The 25068-nt window shown below is 44.8% G+C and carries 18 protein-coding genes, 5 pseudogenes and 1 riboswitch; of the genes and pseudogenes, 16 read left to right on the forward strand and 7 right to left on the reverse strand.

From position 1 onward, the window contains the following. Positions 1-12: 12 nt before the first annotated feature. From M4D81_RS18130 to M4D81_RS18145, 4 genes are all read left to right on the forward strand, one after another. Positions 13-474: a hypothetical protein gene (locus M4D81_RS18130; RefSeq protein WP_021877427.1), complete on the forward strand. Its 462-nt coding sequence runs from the start codon at positions 13-15 to the stop codon at positions 472-474. A 1005-nt stretch (positions 475-1479) separates the two neighbouring features. Next, positions 1480-1899, forward strand: a complete 420-nt coding sequence (locus M4D81_RS18135; protein ID WP_169284750.1) for a sigma-70 family RNA polymerase sigma factor — start codon at positions 1480-1482, stop codon at positions 1897-1899. A gap of 119 nt (positions 1900-2018) precedes the next feature. After that, positions 2019-2426 (forward strand): DUF6075 family protein, encoded by a 408-nt coding sequence (locus M4D81_RS18140; protein ID WP_021877429.1) that lies wholly within the window; start codon positions 2019-2021, stop codon positions 2424-2426. 28 nt (positions 2427-2454) lie between these two features. Further along, complete coding sequence (locus M4D81_RS18145) at positions 2455-4464, forward strand: C40 family peptidase (protein WP_248551625.1); 2010 nt, start codon at positions 2455-2457, stop codon at positions 4462-4464. Between the two features lie 104 nt (positions 4465-4568). Here the strand turns inward: M4D81_RS18145 and M4D81_RS18150 are convergent. Then, positions 4569-5039 (reverse strand): annotated as a pseudogene (locus tag M4D81_RS18150) (IS66 family transposase); the annotation flags it as partial. A gap of 635 nt (positions 5040-5674) precedes the next feature. Further along, positions 5675-5817: pseudogene (locus tag M4D81_RS34965) on the reverse strand (IS256 family transposase); the annotation flags it as partial. Positions 5818-6045: 228 nt separating this feature from the next. Here M4D81_RS34965 and M4D81_RS18155 point away from each other — a divergent pair. After that, positions 6046-6888 carry an aldo/keto reductase gene (locus M4D81_RS18155; protein WP_248551626.1) on the forward strand — a complete coding sequence of 281 codons (843 nt, stop codon included), beginning with the start codon at positions 6046-6048 and terminating at the stop codon, positions 6886-6888. 519 nt (positions 6889-7407) lie between these two features. Beyond that, positions 7408-7683, forward strand: a complete 276-nt coding sequence (locus M4D81_RS18160; protein WP_260067529.1) for a hypothetical protein — start codon at positions 7408-7410, stop codon at positions 7681-7683. Between the two features lie 104 nt (positions 7684-7787). Here the strand turns inward: M4D81_RS18160 and M4D81_RS18165 are convergent, their stop codons facing one another. Then, on the reverse strand, positions 7788-8927 hold the full coding sequence (locus M4D81_RS18165; RefSeq protein ID WP_169284747.1) for a zinc-dependent alcohol dehydrogenase: 1140 nt from the start codon (positions 8925-8927) through the stop codon (positions 7788-7790). Between the two features lie 687 nt (positions 8928-9614). Between M4D81_RS18165 and M4D81_RS18170 the strand changes: the two are divergent. The 3 genes and pseudogenes from M4D81_RS18170 to M4D81_RS34970 all read left to right on the forward strand — a co-directional run. Continuing rightward, a pseudogene (locus tag M4D81_RS18170) lies at positions 9615-9992 on the forward strand (IS4 family transposase); the annotation flags it as partial. 183 nt (positions 9993-10175) lie between these two features. Then, positions 10176-10262, forward strand: a riboswitch (cyclic di-GMP riboswitch). Between the two features lie 147 nt (positions 10263-10409). Beyond that, complete coding sequence (locus M4D81_RS18175) at positions 10410-12944, forward strand: EAL domain-containing protein (RefSeq protein WP_248551627.1); 2535 nt, start codon at positions 10410-10412, stop codon at positions 12942-12944. Positions 12945-12959: 15 nt separating this feature from the next. Next, a pseudogene (locus M4D81_RS34970) lies at positions 12960-13070 on the forward strand (ATP-binding protein); the annotation flags it as partial. Between the two features lie 756 nt (positions 13071-13826). On the opposite strand, the gene M4D81_RS18180 reads toward M4D81_RS34970, so the two are convergent. From M4D81_RS18180 to hxlA, 3 genes are read right to left on the reverse strand one after another with little or no spacing between them, the layout of a single operon-like run. Next, the gene (locus M4D81_RS18180) at positions 13827-14543 is read right to left on the reverse strand and encodes a 3-ketoacyl-ACP reductase (protein WP_169284744.1); all 717 of its coding nucleotides are present in this window, start codon (positions 14541-14543) and stop codon (positions 13827-13829) included. Between the two features lie 22 nt (positions 14544-14565). Then, positions 14566-15123, reverse strand: a complete 558-nt coding sequence (gene hxlB, locus M4D81_RS18185) for a 6-phospho-3-hexuloisomerase (protein ID WP_372490926.1) — start codon at positions 15121-15123, stop codon at positions 14566-14568. A gap of 9 nt (positions 15124-15132) precedes the next feature. Continuing rightward, positions 15133-15765 (reverse strand): 3-hexulose-6-phosphate synthase, encoded by a 633-nt coding sequence (gene hxlA / locus M4D81_RS18190; protein ID WP_169284742.1) that lies wholly within the window; start codon positions 15763-15765, stop codon positions 15133-15135. Between the two features lie 150 nt (positions 15766-15915). Here hxlA and M4D81_RS18195 point away from each other — a divergent pair, with 150 nt between their 5' ends. The 4 genes from M4D81_RS18195 to M4D81_RS18210 all read left to right on the forward strand — a co-directional run bounded on the left by M4D81_RS18195 (position 15916) and on the right by M4D81_RS18210 (position 20786). Continuing rightward, positions 15916-16278, forward strand: a complete 363-nt coding sequence (locus tag M4D81_RS18195) for a winged helix-turn-helix transcriptional regulator (protein ID WP_169284741.1) — start codon at positions 15916-15918, stop codon at positions 16276-16278. 865 nt (positions 16279-17143) lie between these two features. Next, positions 17144-18601 carry a spore germination protein gene (locus M4D81_RS18200; protein ID WP_169284740.1) on the forward strand — a complete coding sequence of 486 codons (1458 nt, stop codon included), beginning with the start codon at positions 17144-17146 and terminating at the stop codon, positions 18599-18601. Beyond that, complete coding sequence (locus M4D81_RS18205; protein WP_169284739.1) at positions 18598-19713, forward strand: GerAB/ArcD/ProY family transporter; 1116 nt, start codon at positions 18598-18600, stop codon at positions 19711-19713. The genes M4D81_RS18200 and M4D81_RS18205 overlap by 4 nt, the downstream gene beginning before the upstream one ends. 2 nt (positions 19714-19715) lie before the next feature. Continuing rightward, positions 19716-20786, forward strand: a complete 1071-nt coding sequence (locus tag M4D81_RS18210) for a Ger(x)C family spore germination protein (protein ID WP_169284738.1) — start codon at positions 19716-19718, stop codon at positions 20784-20786. Between the two features lie 110 nt (positions 20787-20896). Here M4D81_RS18210 and M4D81_RS18215 read toward each other — a convergent pair. After that, positions 20897-21171 (reverse strand): annotated as a pseudogene (locus tag M4D81_RS18215) (IS110 family transposase); the annotation flags it as partial. A gap of 199 nt (positions 21172-21370) precedes the next feature. Here M4D81_RS18215 and M4D81_RS18220 point away from each other — a divergent pair. The 3 genes from M4D81_RS18220 (at position 21371) to M4D81_RS18230 (ending at position 24908) form a co-directional block, all read left to right on the forward strand. Further along, positions 21371-23020, forward strand: coding sequence for a hypothetical protein (locus tag M4D81_RS18220; RefSeq protein WP_169284737.1), 1650 nt, complete (start codon positions 21371-21373; stop codon positions 23018-23020). Further along, on the forward strand, positions 23021-24082 hold the full coding sequence (locus M4D81_RS18225; protein ID WP_169284736.1) for a hypothetical protein: 1062 nt from the start codon (positions 23021-23023) through the stop codon (positions 24080-24082). A gap of 340 nt (positions 24083-24422) precedes the next feature. Further along, on the forward strand, positions 24423-24908 hold the full coding sequence (locus M4D81_RS18230) for an aldo/keto reductase (protein WP_169284735.1): 486 nt from the start codon (positions 24423-24425) through the stop codon (positions 24906-24908). Positions 24909-25068 lie beyond the last annotated feature (160 nt).

Below are 25068 nucleotides of genomic sequence, written 5' to 3' on the forward strand. Positions count from 1 at the left end.
GGAGGGTGTCTGATGAATCTTACTCAACAGTCCATCCCCTATGAAAAAGTGGAAGCATGGCTTATGTCCTATAGTGATTGGAAAGCAAGGTTGGAATATGCGCAGGCAGAGCTTAAGCATATTCCGGGATTAACGAGGGCTCTGCATGAATGGGTGAATCATGGCAATGGAAGAAAACAAGAACCATTGTTGCGTACGGTCATTCATCGGATAGAGATCACTGAACATGAAATCCCGTTGCTATTATCGAGAATCGGATTGATCGATTACGCTTTCTCGGCTCTCACCACAGAGGAAATTTTGTTCGTTCGTCTACGATATTTGGATAAACTGGCGCTTTCGGTCATTATAGATCGCATTGCACTTTCCCGCCGCGCGTTCTTTTATCATCGGAAGCGAATTCTGCATAAAGTATATCGAAAAATCAAAGATCGGGCGGTCCTGTTGGAACTGGATTCCTTTGGAGAAGACTGATCATATCATTACTTCAGAAGATGCACATACGCATCTTCTATTTTTATGGTTCGTGAATTGAAGAATATCCCCGTTTTCAAACAGGCTCTAGGGTCTACCCCCATTTTTAGCAGTCAGTTCAATCTCTCCGAGTACGATTAACTCCTCACCAAGAGAAGAGATGCCGTGAATCTTTCTTGCACCGAACATGCACCGAACGCTGCACTAGATTTGCTCTTATTTTGCACGAATTATGCACCCAATATGCACGATTTTCCTGATACGATGATAGTATAGCAAGCTTAAGGGCAGCCTACAAGATCATCGGCTGTCCTTTATGTTTGTGAAGCGAGGATTGACGAAACGGGCATAACTTGTTCCATGCATGGTTTCGTCATGTTCCCCATTAATTCGTACAATAATACCGATGAAAGGAGGGCGATGATGCGGTTCCTATTAATCTGTAATTTAGAAATAGGTAGACATGCCATCCTGAACTGGATACATCTGTATTCATTCTATGCGCATTACTTTGCATTCCAGCCATTGAGCGCCGCTTCATTTTTTGCTGTGATCAGCAAAAAGAAGCGAAACGCTCTTTTTTATTTTCTGATTGAAACCCAAAAGAAGGTAGCTATTACAGTGACGAGTGCTGAAGGCATGTGATACGGGACAATCAAAAAGGAGCGTTTGAACTAAAACGTAGGACAACACCATCATAAAACAGACTGGTTATTCCTCTCGCAATGGTGTTGCCATGTGAGGAGGGAAATTGATATTATGTGCCCCACGTTGCATGCAATGTCAAACCACGATCCTTTTATGTGTTTTTACTATTCGTACGGCTCATAACGCCTCAACGATGGATATTACTATCAGACTTGGCTGCAAATCAGCATTGGATTGCTGAGCGGCAAGGTCTTTTTTATTTATGTAACACAATCAACAATCGTTTTAAAGGGAGCGTTGGCTGTCGCTCTCCCCCTCCATTTTGGTTTGCTCACAAACCAAAATGGAGGGACGAATATGAAAAGGATTAATTTGCGGGATATGTATCCCTTTATCAAAACGGATGTATGGATCGACCTAGATGATGAAGTGGCACAAGAAATCCGCCGTTTCGACTTAAACGAAAGTGCATACAAATTGCGCACCTATCGTCATCGCGCTTATTACTCGCTTGATCGGAACGACGGTATAGAACAAGATATTCTTTTCCTTTCGATTTCCCCGGAGGAATATTACGAGCGTAAGCTTTCCAATGAGCAGCTTTATGCGGCTATGTGTCGATTGCCGGAAAAATCGTTCAGACGAATTTATGCTCATTTCTTCTTAGGCATGAGCAAAGTAGCGATTGCCCAAGCTGAACAAGTTGATGAACGGGCAGTACGAAAATCTATTGAACGCGGCTTAAAACAAATGGCGCAGTTTCTCAATAAAATGTGATTGCGGTAGGTCAAAGGGTCCGATTTGCTTGCCAAAATGAACAGATAGTTAGAGAGCTTTATGTAGGCGGCGGCTGGGTATTACCAGCCGCTCATTTTCCATGAGAGGGGCAGGTAACAATGAATCCGATTCGATTTCGAGATGCTGAACACGAAAGTTTCTACTATCGGATGCTGGATGAAAGGAAATGCAGCGACGGCTATCATCGGGCACTTTTCTACACATTAGGTATTTCCCGCGATACTCGGAGTCATATCCGCGATTTGTTTGATTTTTCTAATGGGGGCATTAAGCCCGGAGGTCTCGCAGCCTCGTGGCAAACCGGTAGTTCTATCCGCGTGTGTAGGCTTGCTTTTAATCTGTGGAATGGCTGGACGGAAAAAGGTGGGGAACGCTACTCTACTCCCCACGAATTATTCGATTGCAGCTACGCTCCCTATTTTTTTGAAGCGATTCAACTTCGTTATCCGGACTATTGCCGAAGCCAGGAGAAGAATTTCAAGCGGCTGAACGAACAAGTTCGCTGAATGGCAACAAGCTAGGGGAGTGGAATAGATGAAGGATATTAAAACGAGGACTGTTGTGAAAGATATTAAACGTTTGGACAGACTGCCAAACTTGATGGATCGTGTAAAACATTCGAGCGCACGCACAAAACAACACAAAGACAATGACAAGACGATTTCACAATCTCCAAATGAATATGCGCAGCACCATTCTGCATCGGCCATAGATAAAACGGTACGTTTTCAAATTGGAATGAGCGTGGTTGCTAGCAAAAGATTGATAAGGTTCATTCAAAAAAGGCGGGCAAAGTCAGAAGGGGATACAATATCGATACAGAACCCCGCTGCTATAATTACTAAGCCTTCAGGTACACGTCAATTGCGACTTGCCCGTAGGTTGCATCTCCGCAAGCCGGTAGATGGGAAATATCACTTGTCAGCTAACCATCAATCAAAAAAACAACGCTTTATACGGAGCCGGGTCAATGCCCGGCTTTTGCATCCTCTTCGCAAAAATAGCTTTACTAACCGAATTCTAAATCGGGAAGGTAGAGATCAAGAACCGGCCGGGAAAAAAGGAGCATTTGCCGCCGCGGCATCTCATTCAGCAAATGTACGCGTGAATCGTCCAAAAGCGCTAACGTCAGTAAGCATGAGGAAGCGGCATTTCAGGCCACCGTCATCCCGAATCCCCTTCGCTATATCCAAGCAAGCAAGCCATACGATCAAACGTAAAGAAAGGAAATTTAAGACATTATCGCCATTTATAAAAACGGGACAACGGCTAGGACAGGCTAAAAGCCCCTCTGATTATCAAGCGGAAGGAAAAATGAATAGTGCCAGGACAGCGCAGCGGACTGCACAGATGGCGATGACTGCCCGCCGCTCTATTCAAAGGGCACAAGCTGCGGCGCGATTAAATCTTCGGATCATTAAAATGGTAGTAAAAGCAGCCGCTTTGCTTGTCAAAGGGGTAGCCGCGCTTTTGGGGATTAGTAGCACCGTTATTGTATTGCTGTGCATTGTTATGGCTATAGCAGCTGTCATTTCCTCTCCGTTCAGCATCTTTGTTTCCGGTGAAAACACGGATGCCGATGTAAAGCCGCTTTCCCGAATCGTTCAAGAGCTGGACATTGAGTATGCCGACCGACTGGCAGAAATACAGCAGTCCGCTGGCCGTGTAGACCGGGTGGAGTTTCATTACCCCGGTAGCGCGGACAACACGCGAATAGATAATTGGATGGATATTATAACCGTTTTTGCCGTGAAGACTGTCATGGATTCAGAAAACGGAATGGATGTAGCAACACTTGATGCAACAAGGATTGGGATCATCCAATCGGTGTTTTGGGACATGAATCAACTGGAATCCCGTATCGAAACGATCGAACATACGGAAAGTGTTACGGTAGAGCATGAAGATGGGACTACCAGCGAAGAGACGACTACCAGCTATGAACACATTTTGCATATTACTGTTTCGAGCAAAACTGCGGAGCAACAGGCTGAATCTTATCACTTTACAAATGAACAGATGGACATCATGAAGGAAATGATGTCTGGAGAGTTTCGGCCACTCATGTTTGCGATGCTGGGTAAAGAAACGGATATTGGCTTGACGCCGGGGCAGCTAGCGGATATTGGGCAGCATTTGCCCGAGGGAGAAATAGGCAGTGAAGTCGTCAAATTGGCGCTAACTCGTTTAGGTGATCCGTACAGTCAACCGAAGGCCGGACAGGATGACTTTACAGATTGTAGCTATCTCGTTCAGTGGGTTTATCGACAGCTAAGCATTAACCTGCCAAGAACCGCAGCAGAACAAGCAAGATTTTGCGTAGAAAATGGCCTGACAGTAAGCGCGGCAGACCTGGTTCCTGGCGATCTAATATTTTGGAGCTACGAGCATAATGGTAGGTTTATGGATATTACCCACGTTGGAATTTATGCGGGGGATGGCAAAGTTGTAGATGCTTCCTCAAGCCGGGGACAAGTAGTGTACCGCAATCTGTTCGATTCGGACAAGCAAGTGTTGTTTGGAAGACCTGCGGTTCAAGTGTGAGGTACAGGTGAGCGTCAAATAGCCCCAACCTACCAGTCAGATGGGAGCGAGTGTATGATGGATAGAGATTACGTGAGACGGAAGGAGTCCGGTAGTGACGGCGACTACGGCATATAAGGCTCCAGTGCATGCGGGTCTTTCAGATCTGCAAGCTTCGGCAGTTGCTCGAACAGGTACATCAGGTACTTGAACGGATGCAGGCCATTTTCTTTCGCCGTCTCGATCACGCTGTAAATGGCAGCACTGGCCGTAGCTCCCAGCGGGGTATTCGCAAACAACCAATTTTTTCGCCCGATCACAAAGGGCTTGATCGAACGCTAACTGCGGTTATTGTCGATTTCAAGACGCCCGTCATTCAGAAACGCCGTCAGTTTCTCCCATTGATTCAAGCTGTAAGCTATTGCTTGGCCGACCAAGCTCTTCGGCATCGTTCGGCATTTTTGCTGGCGCAGCCATGCAAAGTAAGCATGTAGCATGGGCTGGCTTCGCTCGGCCCGTGCGAGGTGGTGATCTTCCGCTGTAGCTTCCTGCAGATCTCGTTCAATCACAAAGAGCTGGTTGCAATACGCCAATCCCTAGGCTGCGACGGTTTCCGGGTTGCCTTTGGCCTCCGGCGCCGCTTTCATTTAATGATGCCTCCAATTTTGAACTTACAGCGAAAAAAATTTTGATGCTTTATTTTCATTAGAAACAAGCAAGAGTCTTGAGCAAATAGAATCTTTCTGTGAGATAAGTATTGATACTTTATCAGGTCAAAAAAATATGAATCGTACACTAAAATAAGACTTAATAATATCAAGGATTTGTTAAAAATGATTTGAAAGACAAAGGTAAGAAAGGTGCCCGGAACATTGGAAGTCAAGGCGGGTTAGAACAGTTTGAATGGCACTTAAGTAGGATTATCCCAGTTCATGCTAACGCGTGGATAACGGACTTTCCCTTGCCTCTGATGAGCTAATGGCAGGAGATTTGATTTTCTGGAACTACGACCGAAAGGGAGGTTTATGAATATTTCGCATGTCGGCATTTATGCCGGCGAGGGCAAAGTTATCGATGCCTCCTCCAGACGGTTACAGGTTGTTTATCGAATGTATTTGACGCCGATCTTCAAGTAATGTACGGCAGGCCGTATTTTCAAAATTGAGGCATTTCGTTCATTTTTGTGAGACTTCTTGTGCAGTGACGTATATTAAGAAACACATCTCAGCCCGTAGTAGCCATTGCGACTATTGTGCTCGCCGCCGGGCTCTTCCTCCATGTAGTGTTTGATTTCTGCACGGATGGATTCCAAGTTTTCTTTCACGAACGAGGTGATAGCATTATCAAATAGATTGGCAAGCAAGTTTAGGGTATAGTAGTCCTCGAGTAGGATCCTTTCTTGGTGGCGTCGTAACCCCGAGGATATCCTACTTTTTTGTTGTCTTTTAAGTCTCCAAATCATGGTAGACAAACAATTGTACGTCATATTAGCAACTTAGAATGTATGGGAGACCACTGCAAAAACATCGCCCAATATATTCGCTATGGAGAATAGGACGGTGCGCTGCAGGAAAAATTAAAAAAAAATAAGGGGGTGGGCGCGTGGTAACCCTAACTGATGGGACAACTTTGCCCAGAATCGGTCAAGGTACGTGGTATATGGGGGATGAGCCGTCCATGAAAAATGAAGAGCTTCGCACGTTAAGACGCGGTGTGGAGCTTGGATTGAACCTGATCGATTCGGCTGAAATGTATGGTGATGGCAGATCCGAGTCCTTGGTTGGAGAAGCGATCGAAGGGATCCGAGATCAAGTGTTTCTGGTATCCAAAGTGTACCCGCACAACGCTGGTCTGAATCGCATCGTCGGCAGCTGCGAACAAAGCTTGAAGCGGTTAAAGACGGACCGTCTCGACCTTTATCTTCTTCACTGGAGAGGAAGTATTCCTCTAAGCGAAACGGTAGAAGCGATGGAGCAGTTGGTCGAAGCGGGGAAAATTTTGCGATGGGGTGTCTCTAACCTGGACACGGACGATATGAAAGAACTGTTCGACGCGGCGCGAGGGACGAATTGCATGGTCGATCAGGTACTGTATCATCTCGGTTCCCGCGGTGTAGAATACGACCTGCTTCCTTGGTTGAGAGAGCGAAAAATCCCGATAATGGCCTATAGTCCGCTTGCCCAGGCGGGCACTTTACGAAGAGGGTTGGTTGAGCATCCAGCGGTTAAGGAAATTGCCGATCGACATGGCGTGAAGCCACTTCAGATTCTCTTGGCTTGGTGCATTAGAAGCGGTGACGTAATTGCCATTCCTAAGGCGTCAACAGCAGCGCATGTCGAAGAGAATGCGGAGGCGGAACGTATTAAGCTTACCGAGGAAGACTTGGGGATGTTGGATGAGGCGTTCTTCAAACCCACTAGAAAGGTTCGGCTCGACATTATTTAAGAAAGCCTTCACATGAAAGTTTCCGCAGGTTAGACTTGTTGGATTCCCGAATTTAAAACCGCTGCTTTTCCGTCAGTTTCGACAACTGTAGCACATCTCTCCATGTTCTCTTTTACGAATTTTTCCTTCTGTTGATTGCCCCCGTGGGCAAGCTTGCCAATAGCGAATAATCCTCAAGGAACGATGCTTTCGCATGTTCGCTTACCTCAAGATCGAACAAGGTATCTCTCACACCCATCATTATGGAGCCGAATTGATTCCACCTCTGTTAGCCAGCTCCTCAGAAACAGAAAAGTCCCGACATAAGATTGAATGTTCGGGACTTTTCGTGATATTTTTCTATTTACCAACTCTAATGTCACTGGACACAGATAAACTGGGAGAAGACGCAGATGATGAAAATTACTTGGAAGTCGCCAAAGTGTTGATTCACGCAGCGGAGCTACGGGCAAGGGAGTTCGGGATCGCGGAGGTGATAGCCATGTAGACGATGACGGGAATTTTGTTGCTTCTCATCGGATGGACACCATTCCTGGCTGGCCTATGTCCGACATCACCCATAATAAGGCATGGACGGCGGTCGCGCTAAAGATGCCTGCGGCGAGCGTTGCTCTTTTGGCGGTCCTGAACGGGGAACTTTACGGGTTCATTACGACCAACCAACGGACGCGTGGTCGTGTTCGGAGGGGGATTCCGTTGTCATTCGAAGGGAAAATCGTCAGGGCGGTCGGTGCAAGAGTCGCGGATCGGGTCTCCAGGGAGCTTGCTGTAAACCTGGCGGTTTTAGGCCTATAATGAAACTTGGTCCTGCTAATATTGAAGAAGAATCGGCTAAACACATGGGGCTGTCCCTCAGGGTACAATACCCCGTGGCACAGCCTCTTTTCTCATGTCATCATTTAAGGCTTCAGTACGAATTTAATGCATTCGTCCGCATGATTGTAAAAGGTGTTATACGCGTTATGCGCCTGATCGAGCGGCACTTTATGCGTGATGATCTCCGTCGGATCGAACTCGCCTGCCATAATTTTTTGATACAGCATCGGCATGTAATGGATCACGGGCGCCTGTCCCATGGTTAGCTTCACGTTTCGTTCCCAAATGTTTCCGAACATGAACTGGTAGTATTTAGAACCGTATACTCCCGTAATCTGAATCGTGCCGAATTTCCGCACCGCATTCATCGCGATGTTGATCGGGCTAAGTGTTCCGCCAACCAGCTTGGCCTTTTGCTCTTCCTCCTCCAATGGCGTCTTCTTGCCGTCCATTCCGACGCAATCGATGACGACATCCGCGCCCCCGCCCGTTATTTCTTTTATATGCAGCCCCATGTCTTTGAAATCTTCAAAGTTGAAGGTTTCGACGTTATTCATTTTTTTGGCATGGTTCAGCCGGTACGGGAGATTGTCGATCGCGATGACCCGTTTGGCCCCTTTCATCCAAGCGAATATTTGCGCCATCAAGCCGACGGGGCCGCAGCCGAGCACCACAACCGTATCCCCCTGCTTCACGCCGCCGTTGTCCACGCTCCAATAGGCCGTCGGCAGCACGTCGGACAGGAACAGGAGCTTCTCATCCTCCAATTCGCATGACTCCGGAATAACGAAGGGCATGAAATTGCCGTATGGCACGTAAAGCAATTCGGCTTGTCCGCCCCAATAATTCCCATACCGTTCGGTAAACCCAAAGTAAGCTCCCGTATCCACTTGGGGATTGGGGTTGGAGTTGTCGCATTGGCTCTCCATTTCATGCTGGCAGTAATGACAGCTGCCGCACGAGATATTGAACGGGAGCACGACCCGGTCCCCTTTCTTGACCTTTGTCACCTCAGGGCCTACTTCTTCGACGATGCCCATCGGTTCATGGCCGATCACGTATCCGGTTTGGGCTTGAATCGCCCCCTGGTATATATGGAGATCAGAACCGCATATGGCGGTCGAGGTGATCCTGACGATAATCCCGTCTTTTTTCTGAATCGTCGGATCCGCGACCTGCGTCACTTGCATGTTCTTCATGCCATGGAATGTTACAGCCTTCATAATCGCCCTCCTGTTATGACATGCCTTGAATTTGCATGCATGCTTCTATTATGAAATTGGAGAGAGGATTATACATTCGATATACGGTAAATTCGACAGTCGCGGAGCGCCTAAGAACAAGAAAGGAGACGGAGGACGGAAAGATTCACGTGAAAGTAAATTCAACACTAAGGGTATTTGTAAGGTTATCAAAGAACAAAACCTCACTAAATAAATCCTTGTGCTCACAGTTAATAAAACTATCTAAATACCCTTTGTTAACAACTTGACCACACTACCTCTTTATTCTGGATTATCGCGCATTGCTTGTACTAAATCTAATGTCCATTCATTACTAACAGCAAGCAATGAAGAATGTGCAGGTACGGTGCACGGCCTTCCCGTCGGAACTTTGGTCCTGTAGCAAATTCACGCGCGACTATATAAAATTGTCTTCCCAAATCCTCAAAGACATTCTCGCGAACCAGATCAAAACTTACTTCGAAGCTGCACCTAGTTCTTCTATGGCTTTAACAATACTTGTAGGTTACCAACCCAAATTTCGCAGAGCGAAATTCGTCTTGAAGTCATGTCGTTGCAGGCTTCCAAGGCGATCAGATACTGGGCTTGTTAATAGAAAAACACCGCTTCGTTTGCTAAGTGAAAGTTTTGAGCAATCACTTTAACCGAAGAGGTGGTGTCTACCTAATGATATCCCATCCATCCGAATTGATTCAAATGCCTAACGAACTAAAGCCAGCGTTCCAAGAATTGAAAGTCATGCAGCATTTGCAACAAGCTGGATTCCGTAAACGTTTTGGCTTTAGCTGCGCCCGGCTGTTCCAACTCGTCTTCGTTTTGTTATTTCATCAGAAAAACTGGTTTCGCCTGCTTGAAAGCCGCAAGGACGATTCGAAGGCCGGCAAAGCTGCGGTTTATTGCTTTCTCAATCATGCCGGCTTTGCATGGCGTCGTTTTCTGACTTCGCTTAGCGTGGCCACCATGAAAAAGGTGGAAAAGGTGGATGCGCTGACTTCTGCGGATCGGGATACCGTCTTCATCGTCGACGATTTGATGTTCGAAAAGTTAACCTATGTGCTAATGTTGTCGCGAGGGATAGCACGGTAATCCCGTGCTAAAGCGCTTCATTTGTCCGAAAGCTCATTGGAAACCCTAATCAACTTGGTATCTTCGCAAAGTCAATATTCATGGACAAAGAGAATATTGCAGAAGATTGTCGAACCATGGCATAATGTGGTTGAAGATTAACAATTGAAATGGCAAACCCATTGAAAGATGGGGACGCAAAGCCATGGGCCTAATACGCATGTTCGTTATGGTTGCCAGGTTGCCGTGTGTTGCGTTTTTTTCGTTGTCTCTAGTCTGTTTGTTGGGGATTAGAGTGGCGAGAACAGCGATAGTCCCCCGTAATTCGATAAATTCATCCTCGATACCACAGGTACTTTGTCGTCTCATCAACAACACGAGTAGGGGGAGGTAACAATGGGGATTCAACAATTAGAGAAAGATTTAAGAGAAGCACTGGAACGTCAAGAGTTCCAACTGTACTATCAGCCAAAATTGGATTTGGCTTCGGGGAAAATCACAGGCGTTGAAGCATTGATCCGATGGGAGCATCCAGAACAAGGACTTCTTACTCCAACACAGTTTATTCCACTCGCAGAAGAGACTAATCTGATTTCCCCCATCGGTGAATGGGTGTTGCGAACCGCTTGTACTCAGAGCAAGGCATGGCAGGATGCAGGTGCCCCAACACTTATAATGGCAGTCAACCTCTCTGTACGTCAATTTTATCAACCTGATTTTGTGGAAAGTGTGGAAAATATTTTGCATGAGACAGGGCTTGTTCCATCGTATCTGGAGCTTGAAATTACGGAATACATGACGATGGAAATTGTCCGAATTGTTCCAATTCTAAGACAATTAAAAAATCTCGGTATAAAAATCAGTTTGGATGACTTCGGGATAGGGTATAGTTCCCTGTATAACTTCAAAGAATTGCCGATTGACATTATAAAAATTGATCAATGTTTTGTGAATAACTGCCTGGTGAACATGAAGGATGCAACGATTGTCAAGGCAATTATTGCTCTGGGGCATGAATTAAATGTGGAGGTCGTTGCTGAAGGAATCGAATCGAAAGAGCAATTGATATTTCTCCAACAAAACCTCTGCGATTTAGGGCAAGGTTATTTGTTTAGCAAACCTTTGCCGCCATCGGAATTTCTGGTGGCATTCCATCAAATAGAGAAGATTTTTAGTAGAGATGGAATACCTTCAGCATTATTCAGAGAAAAATGGTTACAAGAAGCTTTGCACAAAACAAAGCAGGAATTAGCAGTTACGTTGAGATACCAGCAAGGTATGACTTTTAAGTTGACTCGGCATGATGGAAAATTTATTCATACTTTGTGTGATGGTGAATTGTTATATCGCATGGGTCTAACACCCGAACAAGTCGTAGGAAAGGAGCCTCATGAATTCCTCCCGCTCAATGATGCTGAACGGAAGTCTCAATATTACGAAAGAGCTTGGGGTGGAGAGGAGAACGTCACTTATGAAGGTCAATACAACGGAATTTGGTATTTGGCTTCCTTACGCCCTATCCATAGAGGGAGACAAGTAGCAGAGGTAATCGGCTCGGCTGTCGATATAAGTGATCGTATCAAAAAAGAAAGGGAAGCGTCTCTTCTCACACAATACCTCGTGGAGCAAGAGTCAAAATACCGATTGATTGGGGAGAATTCACAAGACCTGATTGCCATCTTGGATACTAATGGTGTATTACAGTACGCTTCGCCATCCCACATTCGGATGTTCGGGGGGGAAGCTTCCCAATTTGAAGGAAACTACCCTTTCTCTATGGTACACCCCGATGATCTTGCACTCATCAGAGAACGTTGGGATGAAATGATATCCACCAAGACTTCGGTACGTCTTGAGTGGCGATTCGTTAAAGTGGACGAGACCTGCATTTGGCTCGAAGGCATAGGGACTCCCATTCTAACGTCCGATGGTAAGATTGATAGCATCTTAGTAACTGGTCGGGAGATTACAGAACGCAAGATACAGGAATGGAAACTCCGTGAGAGCGAACAACGGTATCGTGATATCTCTGAACGTCTCGCTGAGAGAGAAGAAAAGTATCGTTTTATTGCCGAAAATACCCAGGATTTAGTCGGTGTCGTGGATATGGAAGGTATAGTTCTATACGCCTCGCCGTCCCATGAATTGGTCTTGGGGTTTTCGTCCAGCGAATTTGAAGGAAATTCTGCTTTTTATTTCGTTCATCCTGACGATCTTGCGTATGTTAAGAAGCAATTCAATGACATGGTTACATTAAAATCAACGTTCGATTTTGAGTGGAGGTGTAAAAAAGCAGATGGCAGTTGGGTATATATCGAGACCAGGGGCACTCCTATATTTGATGAAAATCGCAAAGTAGTGCAATGCGTGTACGCGTCTCGTGATATTTCGGAACGAAAGAAGGCAGAAGAACTCCTTCTACGAACTGAAAAGCTATTGATAGTAGGTCAAATGGCTGCAGGGGTTGCACATGAGTTTAGAAATCCTCTAACCTCGATCAAGGAATTCGCCCAGCTGTTACAACAAGGTAACGAAAAACCCGAGTATATTGAATTGATTCTATCTGAGGTTGGGAGATTGGAAGCTATAGTATGGGGATTTTTAACACTTGCCAAACCCCAAGCTCCGGAAATGCAGGAAGTTGATGCGGCGGTTGTTTTACAACAGGAGGTGTTGTTATTCAGTACACACTCCATATTAAACAACATTGAAATTATTGAAGAACACGACTCGGAAGTACCACGTATTTACTGCTATGAGAATCAAATCAAGCAAGTAATTATTAACATTCTCCAGAATGCGGTTGACGCTATGCCAAACGGTGGAATCATCAAAACACAGATTCTATGCCACGATTCAGAATTTATCAAATTTCGATTTGTAGACCAAGGAAGTGGCATTTCATTGGAACGAATTAAATCCATTGGTTAACCCTTTTATAGTTCCAAAGAAAAGGGGACGGGATTAGGCCTAACGGTCAGCAACAAGATTGTCCACGTACACGGAGGGAGTATTCACATCGAAAGCACGGTCAACGAAGGAACCATTGTTGATGTGATTTTACCCATCAGATACGGACAGAGCTTGCTCCAGGAATCCCAGTTACGGTTGTATTCGTACGTCACCGATCCAAGAATGAATGGCTTGCCATTCTGATCCCTAATATTGAAGAAAAAACTCAAAATTTCACTCGAATCAGAAGCAATTTCCTCGGCCGCTTCTTGTAAAACAATCGGTGTACGCACTTTTATTGACTACAAAGTCCTGATTCTTAATGGAATTTTGTCATTCGTCGGTAACCAAAGTTGAGATGATTCATTATAGATTTCATCAATTCGATGCATGATCCTTAAAGTGGCTATTGTCTTTGCTCTACGCCAATCGGCGAGAGACTGCGTGCTCTTGCGACCCCTTTGTAGACCGAGAGGGGATTAGTAAGCATGTCGGTGACTATTGCTGAATATCACCGACATTGTCTGTCCCTAAATTTCTGTGTTGGAAGGGGTAGAGGTGCGAAAAAAGGCCGGTGTGGGTAGGGTGAGGGAATGGGGAAGATGAAGCCCGATTAGCTTGGTATAGAGCTAATCGGGCCAATTTCATGCCATTTTTTCAAGTCAAGGCTTCGGGTTACCTAAAACGATAATAACAGTGACAGTAGTGTTAGTATGACTTGGAGTCACCCACATGTGAAGAATGCAAAGAAATTAATGTTAATGTAATCGAGCATGTGAAAGGTTACATTCAAAGAAAGGTTCAAAAAAAGGGCATCCCGCAAAGGTCCGGTCGGGATGCCCTTTCTGTGTATGCCGGTGATTATTGCGGGTTGGTCGTGAGAATGCCCGCGGTTTTTAAAACGACGCGCGACGGCAGCGTGAGGGCCGCGATCGCCAGCTGCGCCACGTCCTCGGGCTGCATCATCCGCTCCTCCGGGCCGACCGGCAAGCCCGTCCTGACGGCGAGTTCCGTGTTCACGGTGCTCGGCGTCAAGGCGGCGACCCGGATGTTGGACTTGCGGACCTCATGGAAGAGGGATTCCGTCAGGCCCATCACGGCGAATTTAGACGCGCAGTAGGCTGAACCCGTCGCGAAGCCGCGTTCTCCGGCCGTGGACGCGACATTGACGATGTCGCCGGACTTGCGCTCCAGCATCGTTGGCAGCACGGCGCGTGTAACGTAGTACGTCCCCATCAGGTTGACCTGAACGATATGCTGCCACTCCTCGGGATCCATGTCCGTCACGGTACCGAACGTCGCCGTTCCCGCGTTGTTGATCAGGATGTTGACGGTGCCGAGCTCGCCGATCAAGCGGGCGACAGCCGCTTCGACCTCGCCGCGGTTGCCGACGTCGGCCATCGCGATGGCGGCGTCGACGCCGTACGTCTCCTTCAGCTCTTTCTGCGCGCGTTCCAGGTCTGGCGCGGAACGCGCCATCAGGCCCGGACGCACGCCTTCCTGCGCGAGGGCGCGGGCGACCGCGAGTCCGATCCCCTTACCCGCGCCTGTAATAATAGCCGTTTTACCTTTGAGCATGCTTGCCTTTCCCTCCTGTCCGTTATTCCAGATTCGCGTGATTGCCGTACATCTTGCCGGAGTTCTGGCGCTGCGATTCCATGATCCGAAGGATGACGGCGTCTAGTACAACCAGAAGCGTCTGCTCGAACAACGATCCCATCGGCTGCACCGTCAAATCCCTGCCGGACGCCTGGTCCTTCGGCGCTCCCGGCAGCTGGACGACGATGTCGGCCCGCGCTCCGATCGTCGACTGCGGTTGGATGGTGAGTGCGGCGACGTCCGCATCCAGCGCCTTCGCCTTTTCGGCCATGCTGATCAAGGTCTGCGTCTCGCCCGAACCGGAGCCGATCAGCAACAGGTCACCCATAGTAATACCTGGTGTTACCGTCTCGCCCACGACATGGGCTTGCAGCCCCAGATGCATCAGGCGCATCGCGAAAGCCTTCATCATGAGGCCGGAGCGTCCCGCCCCCGCCACAAATATGTGTCCGGCCCCGAGAATCGCTTCCGTCAGCCGTTCGCCGGCGTCTTCTGTGAGCAGCGATGCGGCATGCTCGAGCTCTTGCACGATATGCGCCGCATGGCGCTTGATGGACAGCGCCATCGCTTAACGCGCCGAAATCAGCCGCTTAATTTCGGCCGCCGCGGCACGCTTGTCCGCCTGGCCCGTAATGCCGCCGCCGACGATGACCAGATCCGGGGACGCCTCGATGACTTCCGGCAGCGTGGCGAGCTTGATCCCGCCTGCAATCGCCGTCTTGGCGTTCTTCACGACGTTTTTGATCACGCGAAGCTGTTCGAAGGAATTCTCGCCCTCCGCCTGTAAATCATATCCGGTATGCACGCAGATGTAATCAACGCCGAGCGCATCGACTTCGCGCGCGCGTTCCTCCAGGTTTTTCACGTTGATCATGTCGACCAGAATTTTCTTGCCGTGCTTGCGGCTTTCCTCCACCGCGCCGCGGATGGTGGAATCGTCGGTCGCGCCCAGCACCGTGATGATGTCGGCCCCGGCTTCGGAAGCCTTCATGACCTCGTAAGCGCCCGCGTCCATGATTTTTAGATCGGCCAGCACGTCCAGATTCGGGAACGCCTCCTTGATTTCCTTCACGGCGAGAAGCCCTTCGTTAATGACGACCGGAGTGCCGATCTCGACGATATCGATATATTCCTGTACTTCCTTGACGACTTCCTTGGCTTCCTGGATGTTCACCAGATCGAGTGCAAGCTGAAGTTTCATGATGAATGAGTGCCTCCTTTGAGTGTGAATATACTAAGTATGCGCTAGGCTGAACTTAATTATAAGGAGAAGGTATCAAAACTGGAAGTAGGCACAATTTTGTTATATAGTGTCTAAAAGTATACTAAGGTGTAGGAGGCGGACTGCAGCATGAGCAGAAATGAAGACAAGGTATTCAATTGCGAGAAAGAACTGACGCTCTCCATTATCGGCGGCAAGTGGAAAATGATCATCATGTGGCACCTTGGAAAAGAGGGCACCAAACGGTTCAGCGAGCTTAAATCGCTGATTCCGGACATCACGCAGCGCATGCTGACGACGCAACTGCGGGAGCTGGAAGACGACGGCATCGTGAACCGAATAGTGTATCCCGTCGTGCCGCCTAAAGTGGAATACAGTCTGACGCCCCGCGGCGAGAGCCTGATTCCCATTCTGGATCTGATGTACGAGTGGGGAAAGGACTATATCGCGGATATGGGAGAGCAGGTAACGATTCGCGGCACCGAGAGGTGAACGGCGGAAGGCGAGCTCGGTTAGTAGCAGCAATATTAGGGAGTCATTAAGAGTGGTTTTTGGGTGTTATTTTTTATCAGGCATGGAGTTAATGCTCCAAATTTTGCATACTCGGAGTGAAACACATGTCTACTGTAATTGAAAAGTTACTAAAAACTGATGAGGATATTAAAATAGATATTATTAAGGACTTTGTGTCTGATCTATGAAGGAAGTAAGTGTTCAAAAACTAGTCAATAAATACGGTAAAGATGAGTTCGTAAAAATGCAAAAAATTTAGAAATAATAACTAGGCACAACCTTCATTTAAACGAAGGTTGTGCCTTCTCTGATACTGGTTATTATCGTGGGATACGCCCGCCTTAGGCACATGTTATAGTATTTCGAGGAAGGTGGCATTTTTGGAAAGAAAGAAAAGTGCCGTTGGGTATATCCGGGTATCACGTGGTGATACGGGGAACCGTACCACAAAAGAAGTAAACTTTTTGGCATTACATGCTTGCGGGGCGAAGAAAGTCGCCCCCCGAAGAGGAACTATGCTTAACTTACATAATGGTTAATCTCGAGGAACTACATACCTAGATAATCTGATGACTTTACTAACCTCAGCTGCTTAAGATGGTCTAATCACAGCTACATCGACAAATTCCTTACACTTAAATTATTTTTGATTATCACCTCGGCATATCTAACACCAAATAAATCCACTACTCCCTTAGGCTACATATAGTATTGTTGTTTGACTCAAACCACATCTCAAAACGTTATGCGGTTTTGAAATACAAATTGCAGGTCGTATGATTTTTCGATTACAGGGCAAGATATTAACCACATGATTTTGATTACTTTAATAATGGAGAAGACTATGGTTGAAAAATACGACCCTCAAATAAAAAATCATCAAATGTCCACATGGCTTGATGAATTAAAACAGAAATTAAACCATATGGATGATGCCGAAGTCGTTGAACACAGAATGGGTACCAGTGCTTCAGTCCATCTTGTATACATAAAAACGTTAATAGATCAAGAGCGTTTAAACGAGGCGATTATTCAGCCACTTCATCGTTGTGCTGACAAGTCGCTTTCTTCATGCATAGCCAATGCTAAAGTTTCGGAAATTATATCGATCGAAGATGCTGAGCAAAAAATAATGCAAGGATTTATTCTTCTAAACGATTCAGTCAACGATCAATGGTTAGGCGTCCAACTGGAAAATCCTTTGGGTCGGGCAATTCAATCTTCCCAAACGGAAACTGTTATATATGGAGCGAAAGACAGTTTCAGCGAACAAATCGATAAAAACATTACAATGTTACGCAGGCGTTTGCCTATAACGACATTAAAAACGGAAAGCTTCACTGTCGGTTCACTGAGTAAAACGAAAGTTGTGTTACTGTACATAGACGGATTAATTAATCCGGAATTTGTTTCCCTTGCAAGAAAGAAAATTGAAAGTGTGGATTTCGATCAGTTTTTAGACTCCGCTCAGCTTGCAGCTTTTATGGAAGATCATCATCATACGGTCTTTCCACAGTTACTACAAACGGATCGGCCGGATTCCTGCGCCTACGCCTTAGGTGAGGGAAAGCTGACGCTATTGGTCTCCAATTCACCGTTTGCCTTAATTGCTCCCATTACTTTTTTTCATTTATTCCAATCGCCTGAAGACTACTTCCTTCGTTGGCCGGTAGCCAGTTTTTTACGTTTAATCCGGTACGGAAGTTTTATTGTTTCTTTGACGATGATTCCTTTTTATGTTGCATTAACGACATTTCATTACCAAATGGTTCCGCTGCCGATTCTCTTCGTATTATTGGAATCGAGAAGCAAATTGCCCTTTACTCCGTTTGCGGAAGGATTTTTCATGATCGTAACGCTGGAAATCATCAAAGAAGCAAGTTTGCGAATGCCGACCAAAACCAGTCAAACGTTAGGGGTTATCGGTGGTATCGTCATTGGACAAGCGGCTGTAGAAGCAGGCTTTGCAAGTAAAGTATTAATTGTTTTGATGGGTATATCCGCTATTGCTTTCTTTTTAGTTCCCAATTATCAAATGACAAAATCCATGGTTCTGATGCAAGTGTTTCTTCTTATCCTTGCATCGTTTCTTGGGTTGCCGGGAATCGTGATCGGGCTGATCGGGATTCTTGCACATCTCCATGGATTAACGTCATTAGGTCAACCTTATTTAGCGCCGATTGCTCCTTTTTATGGGAAGGATTGGATCGACCTCTTTATCCGCGGCCCATTAATTTGGATGAAAACGCGTCCGGGTTATCTAAAACCACTACGGAAATGGCGGCAGGAGATGAAGAAATGAAGACTTTATCCTTATACAATCGAACTTCCACCCTTGGTGGCATCTATTTCCTTTTATTGGTTAATCGCACGCAAATGCATTATTTTATTTTAATCATGCCGGTTTATTTGGTTCATTCGTATATGGTTTGGGGAATTGTCGTCATGGGGCTGCTGTCCCAACTTAATTTGATGATGCTGTCCAAATGGTTTACTTCCAGTTATGCAACGAAAGGCTATCAAGGATTTGTACAGCTTTTCGGGAAACGGATGGTTCAAATTTTCGCAATACTTGGTTTTTTGATCATATTGTTAAAAATTTCAATCATCACACTGGGATACGTTGAAATGCTCCATAGTTTTATTTATCCATCAATGAATAAAAAGTGGCTGGTCCTAATGATTCTTTTGATCAGCTTATTTGTGGCTTCACATGGAATGGAGAAAACATTGCGTTTTGTTGTCATCGCCTTTCTTTGCGGGGCTTGGATCTTAATCGTGTTTATTCCTTTTTTCTTTCCGCCGATTGCAAATTACCGCGATTTGTATCCTTTCATACCCACCGAATGGTCAGGACAATCATGGCAGGGTTTGTTGTTTATTTGGTCGGCATTTTCCGGTCCAGTATATTTGGCCTTTATGGTTCCATGGTTAAGCTCCAATAAAAAAATATCGAAATATCTTGTCATTGGAAACATGCTGACGATCATGGAATATTCATTATTGTTCATTGCTTCAGTATTGTTTTACGGTTCGAACTTCTTAAGCAAGATCAATTTTCCGGTAGTATATATGGGAAGCTACATTCAAACGAGCGGTTTAGAACGAATCGATTACATCCTTATCTCTTTTCATATGTTTAATTATGTGTTTGACATTTCAATTCTTCTGTTGTGTCTTTATGGAGCCGGAAGAGTCTTTATGAGAAAAATGAACGAACGCACGACTCGGATCGGATTATTGTCGAGTTGGTTCGTCATTTTGATAAGCATCATCATAATGGATCAATGGTTATGGGAAACGGTTCCGGGTCAAAAGATGTTACTGAACATTCAAATCTGGCTCGGCGCATTCATTTATTTACTTGTTCCTACGATCCTTTTCACTGTGGTTAAACGAAAGGAGAGTATGTAGGCATGGTACCATACAAGCACTATGGTTTATTGGCGATTGTAAGCCTTATGTGGATGGCCGGTTGTTCTTCTCCATATGTCGAGAACAATATGATCGAAGAGATCGCTCCGGTAGTTTTTTGGTCGGTTGACAAGGGGACGGAAGGAAAGTTGAAAATCAGCACTTTAGTACCACCACTCATCAAAGAAAAAAAACGTCTTCTCTCCAAGGAAGTCGATCTGTTAAAGCAGGGAGGCAAGGAGTTTAATTTAATTTATTATCGGGAATTAAAGCAGGGGCAGCTGCGAATGTTATTAATCAATGAGGAGCTGGCAAAAAAAGGAGGCATTGAAAAGCTGATCAATACGATATTGGTTGATCCCGATATTTCAATGCGTGTCTATTTATTGATTGTCAGAGGCGATTTTGATGAATACATAAAAAATCAATTGACGAAGCAAGAAAACCAAGATTATTTTCTTTACCGGATGTTAAAGCATTACGAGGAGCATAACCAAGGTGAAATGAGCATCGTCAATATTCATCAATTTATGAAGATGTTCTATTCCCCTCTTAAGGATCCGATCCTACCGGTTTTTCATTCGGATAAGAACAATTTCAATTACGTAGGGACAGCCTTCTTCCAAAAAGATAAAGAAGTAATGGTCATTCAAGACGTGGACGATGAAATTTTTCAACTTCTGGATAACGATCATTTCTTAAAAGTCTTGGCCATTCCAAAGTTATCTATCAGTTTAGGACGTATTCGATCCAATGTTCGCATGAAACTATCGAGGGACTATTCATCCTTGTCTTTACACGTGGGATTGAACGGAAGAATTGAGGAATACCAGGGAGAAAAGAAAATTCAAAGTGAGGAACAATTGGAGCATTTAATTCATGAGATTGAGGTCTACCTTGAGGAACAAACGTCAGATTTATTAAATAAAATGCAACAGTGGAAAGTGGATCCCTTAGCGGTCGGAACACATTCGCTTAAGCCGTTTTCTAAAGAAATAACGGAAGAGCAATGGTTGAAATATTGGGAAAATATAAAAATTGATGTTGACTATGACATCAAAATACATCCTTAAATTAATATTGAGCGGTTGATGTGATTCAAAACAAGCAAATCGTTCCGAGCCGCTTGAAAGGTTTTTGTTTGCATTAAAATAGATGCTTAGCCGTCATTTATGATAGATAGGGTTTTACGGCCCGGAACATTCTCTTGATCCGCTGGGCGTTTACAACAAGTGCTTCCATATCCTCAAGCTCCAACAAATTGTATATCGGTTTCCTGTATGGTCCTGTACTTTCCATAGCAGCATGAGTGCATTTTTTGGTCTTGAGCACCATGAGCAAGATCAAATCGTCGGTCATGGTGCCCAACCTACGGATTTCCTTACCTTCAGACGTAATGGTGCAGGCAACGATGTTCTTTTTATGAACGTCAAGTCCGCAAACAAGTATGTCGAAAATCTATTATAGAGTTTCGATCATAATTGTCTGTATGAGTTAACAACGGTAGAACAGGGCTGTTTCCAATCATTAGGGAAACACCTGCCAGAACGTGTAAATGAACACTTCGAATGAGTAAGACTTGACGAAGAAAAGAATCCATCCATAGATTCGGAATTTTTGCATTTGAACCCAAACGATTTGAAAGTGAGGGAACTATATGCTTTCAGTTGAACAATACATAACAAAGATGAAGAAAAAAGATAACCTTGATGAATTCAATTTTAAAAATCATGCCGAAAATATGTCCACGGTTCTGAAGTATGTCATGGATTATTTCAATCATTATCTGAATCCGGAAGAATACGATTATGAGAACATCAAGACAGAACAATCAGCATTAAAAATCACCCAAGAGATAGAAGGCTTATTTCCTGAAAGCAAGGGCTTTGTTATTGAATACTATAAAAAAACAAAGAGCCGGATAGATCGATTACTGAAGTCATGGATGTATGAACGGAAATACGTTCATCTTATTTACAGTACCGAGGAGTATGAGAATACGATTCATAAGTTCTGTAGCAGTGCAAAAATGAAAGGAACAGAAATTGATCAGTATCGGGATCAATTGATCATTCTGGCAAAAGAGATAAAAGCAAAAGAGACAGAAAAACCGTCCATTTCTGGATTCAAGTATTTGGATAACTCTTTGGTTAGCTGGGTAAAGGAGGCATTCCGCAGTTACGGTGTGAATTTATTCGAATTTGCTCAGAGCTATACAGGCACTTTTTTCAACGAGTACATAGAGCGCATTTATATTAGGGAATCGGAGCAGTTCTATTACATTAATCGTTACAACCACAGATACAACGATAATCCTTTTAACATGGATATTCTTTATAGAGAGAACGAGCATCGCCCTTTTATTAATGGACGTAAAGGCGAACTGGAAATGCTGATCATGTATGTATGGGTATTTGAAAATGCAAATGATGAGGACTACTGGCCCGAATATGTAAATCTATGTATTTCGACAGGAAGAGTGAGCTTGGTTAAACGGATTAATGTGTTAGTGCCAGTAACAACGAAAGACATGATGTACCCGGCAGATGTCAAGAGTAATATGATTTTTCTAGAAACGACAACAGGTACTTTAAAGGTTGCTCCAAATGAGGCATACATTTTGCGTCTGAGCTATGAGAAAGACAATGATTTATTGTGGAAAGACACAGCAAGGCTTGATGTTGTTATAAAAAATCTGATGGACACGTTTTCCCAGTATGGAATACCTGATACACTGGAATTATTATCCCCATTGCGGTCTCAAACCTACGGTGAAGAGGAGTTCTTCAAGCAGTTCTCAATTCTCGAAAAAAGCCTGAAAAAATATAAAACTATAAAAATTGCTTTAGTTAATGGACCGCAAAAGCAAAGTGGAAAGTTAAAGTATTTGATGCAAACAGCAGAGGATGTTGTGAATATCCATAAAATAGTAAAAGAAATGAAGTTTAAATTAAAGTTTACTATAGATATTTCAAAGCTGATCAAGCGGAAGACTTATAAGGCCGAATTCGAGGAAGACTTCAATCGACTTACTGAGATCAGAACGAGCATCATTGGAATTCATTTGTCCAAGCTTCCTAACCGAACGGGATTTTCTCATAAACATTATAAAGATGGAAATACGTATCTATATAAATATGATTATCCTGAGAACTCGGATTTCTTAGGCTCGTTTTCAGCATTTTTAAATGATAATTTGAGCCGTTATGTAGTGCCTGAGGGGATGGCTTCTGAAGTTGAGCTTGAAGAATTAGTTGACGATCTGCTAAGAGGTGGTTTCTCTTTTTTTGGTAAGGAGGGCGAATAGGTGGTGTGGCGACACGGTTTTATAGAACTAAAGGACATGAGCAATTATCCGATAAATCAGCTAAAAGAGCTTGATGCAATTGAACTGCTGATGCCGGAATCAATGACCAAGTTCAATCAATGGCGTAAGGATATTCAAACTGTGAAGCACAATAAGTACTTGCATCCGTTGATCCTAGAATATCAGGATGAGATTGCTTACCGTAATGCTCGTGATGAAGAGCATCAATTTTACAAAGAGATTGATTCGTATTCACAAAGGATTTCAAAGGTGGAAAACCGCAAGAACAAAGCTGTATTGTTCATAGACGTATCCGAAAAGCAAGCGAATCGAGCATATAGAATTATGAATCGCTTGATTGATGCAGTTAGTGAATTGGGTGGGAGTGTGAGCGTTTGTGCAGGAGAGCAGGACAATATCAGGATACGTTTACTGAACCATGAGTATTCCGTCTCATTGATTGAGATTATGGTCAAAAGACGTTCTCTTTTGTCAAAGTTACAAGCTGGAAGTATGACGGCTGGCTTATGTCCCATGTATGAAAAGATCCCCAGTGGTTTGTTCAAAATGGAGTTTACAGAGATTCTCGGATATGCATCTAGGAATAAAACGGTGCAACCCCTTTGTTTTAACGAAACTCTGGATCACTCTCTTGAAAAACAAATAGGTGAGATTCTCACGGATTTTTTGAAAAATGCAATTGGGATAAGCGTATCTAGATATATAGCTGAGTACGAATATGAAGTGAAGAAAAAAGAGCAGGAACGTGTTGAAGCCTTAGAAAAGGCCAGGAAGCGGGAGCTTCAGCAACTTGAAGAGTACAATCTTCACAAACAGAAACTAAAACAAAACATTGAGAATCAAATGAAGAACTGGTATAAAGCGAACAAGTTGCGTGATTACGCCGAGGAGCTGGAGCGATTTATTATAACATGTGAGGACGAGAAGACAAAAGAGTCATTCTCCACGTATATCCAACTGGTGCGGGAAGCTGCGGAGGATTATGATCCAGTAGTGGATATAATGTATAGGGTACAGGAGTTAGAGCATGGCAGTAAATGAATCCTCCCCACAGTGAGCTGCGGGGAGGATTCATTTACTGCTCGTTCATGTATTAAAGATACTTTTGATAGTCTACTCTTTATGCGGCCTTCATGTGTATACTTTCGTGCAGACCTGGTGGGAAGGACTAAAAATCCGAGCTTCGCCGATTAACCATAACTTAGATTCAATCAAGGCCCGGTGAAAGTGGATTGATCTGGCTGGGCGCCTCTACCCTATACGCCAAGCAGTTTATGGAAGCTATAGAAATCCAGCGCGCCAAAGGCTGGCATCGGTTCATTGTCATGCAAAATAACTATAATCTGGTTTATCGGGAGGAAGAACGGGAAATGCTGCCGCTGTGCGAGTCGGAAGGAACGGGGTCACACCCTGGTCGCCATTGGCGCGCGGACGGCTATCGCCGCCCTGGGAGGTTGAACGCAAACCGAACGTGCAAAAACGGACCGTCTGCGAGCGCAAACTCATATCCAAGCCAGATATGGATAAGACGATTGTTGACAGGCTGGCCGAGGTGGCTGGAAACCGCAGTCTTCCCATGACCCAAATTACGCTCGCCTGGCTGCTTTCGAAGCCTGTCATTGCCGCTCCGCTTGTCGACGCAACCAAGATCCAGTATATAGAGGATGCGGTCACCGCCGTATCGCTCCATTTATCGGAAGAGGAAATCAGTTTGCTGAAAGAACCTTATCTGCCACATGCGCCATTAAGCCATTACCGTTTTTTGAAAGATAGGTTTTTGTCCCCTAATCAATCCCGATCGTTAATTAAAAGCAAGCGAACCTGTCTATTGCAGATTCGCTTGCTTTTTGTGTGGCGTGAATATTAAGTGATTCTTCACTCTTACAAGATGATTAGTAAGTCAAGAGGCTTTAGATGCAGGAAAAATAAGAAAAATGTAGAAATATATCATAGTGGCTTGCATTCAATTTGGATGGAAGTATGGATATTGGAATTGGGTCGGGGAATTGTCATTCTATTTCAAGGCT

The organism is Paenibacillus sp. p3-SID867 (assembly GCF_025142895.1).
Taxonomy (GTDB): Bacteria; Bacillota; Bacilli; order Paenibacillales; family Paenibacillaceae; genus Paenibacillus_AQ.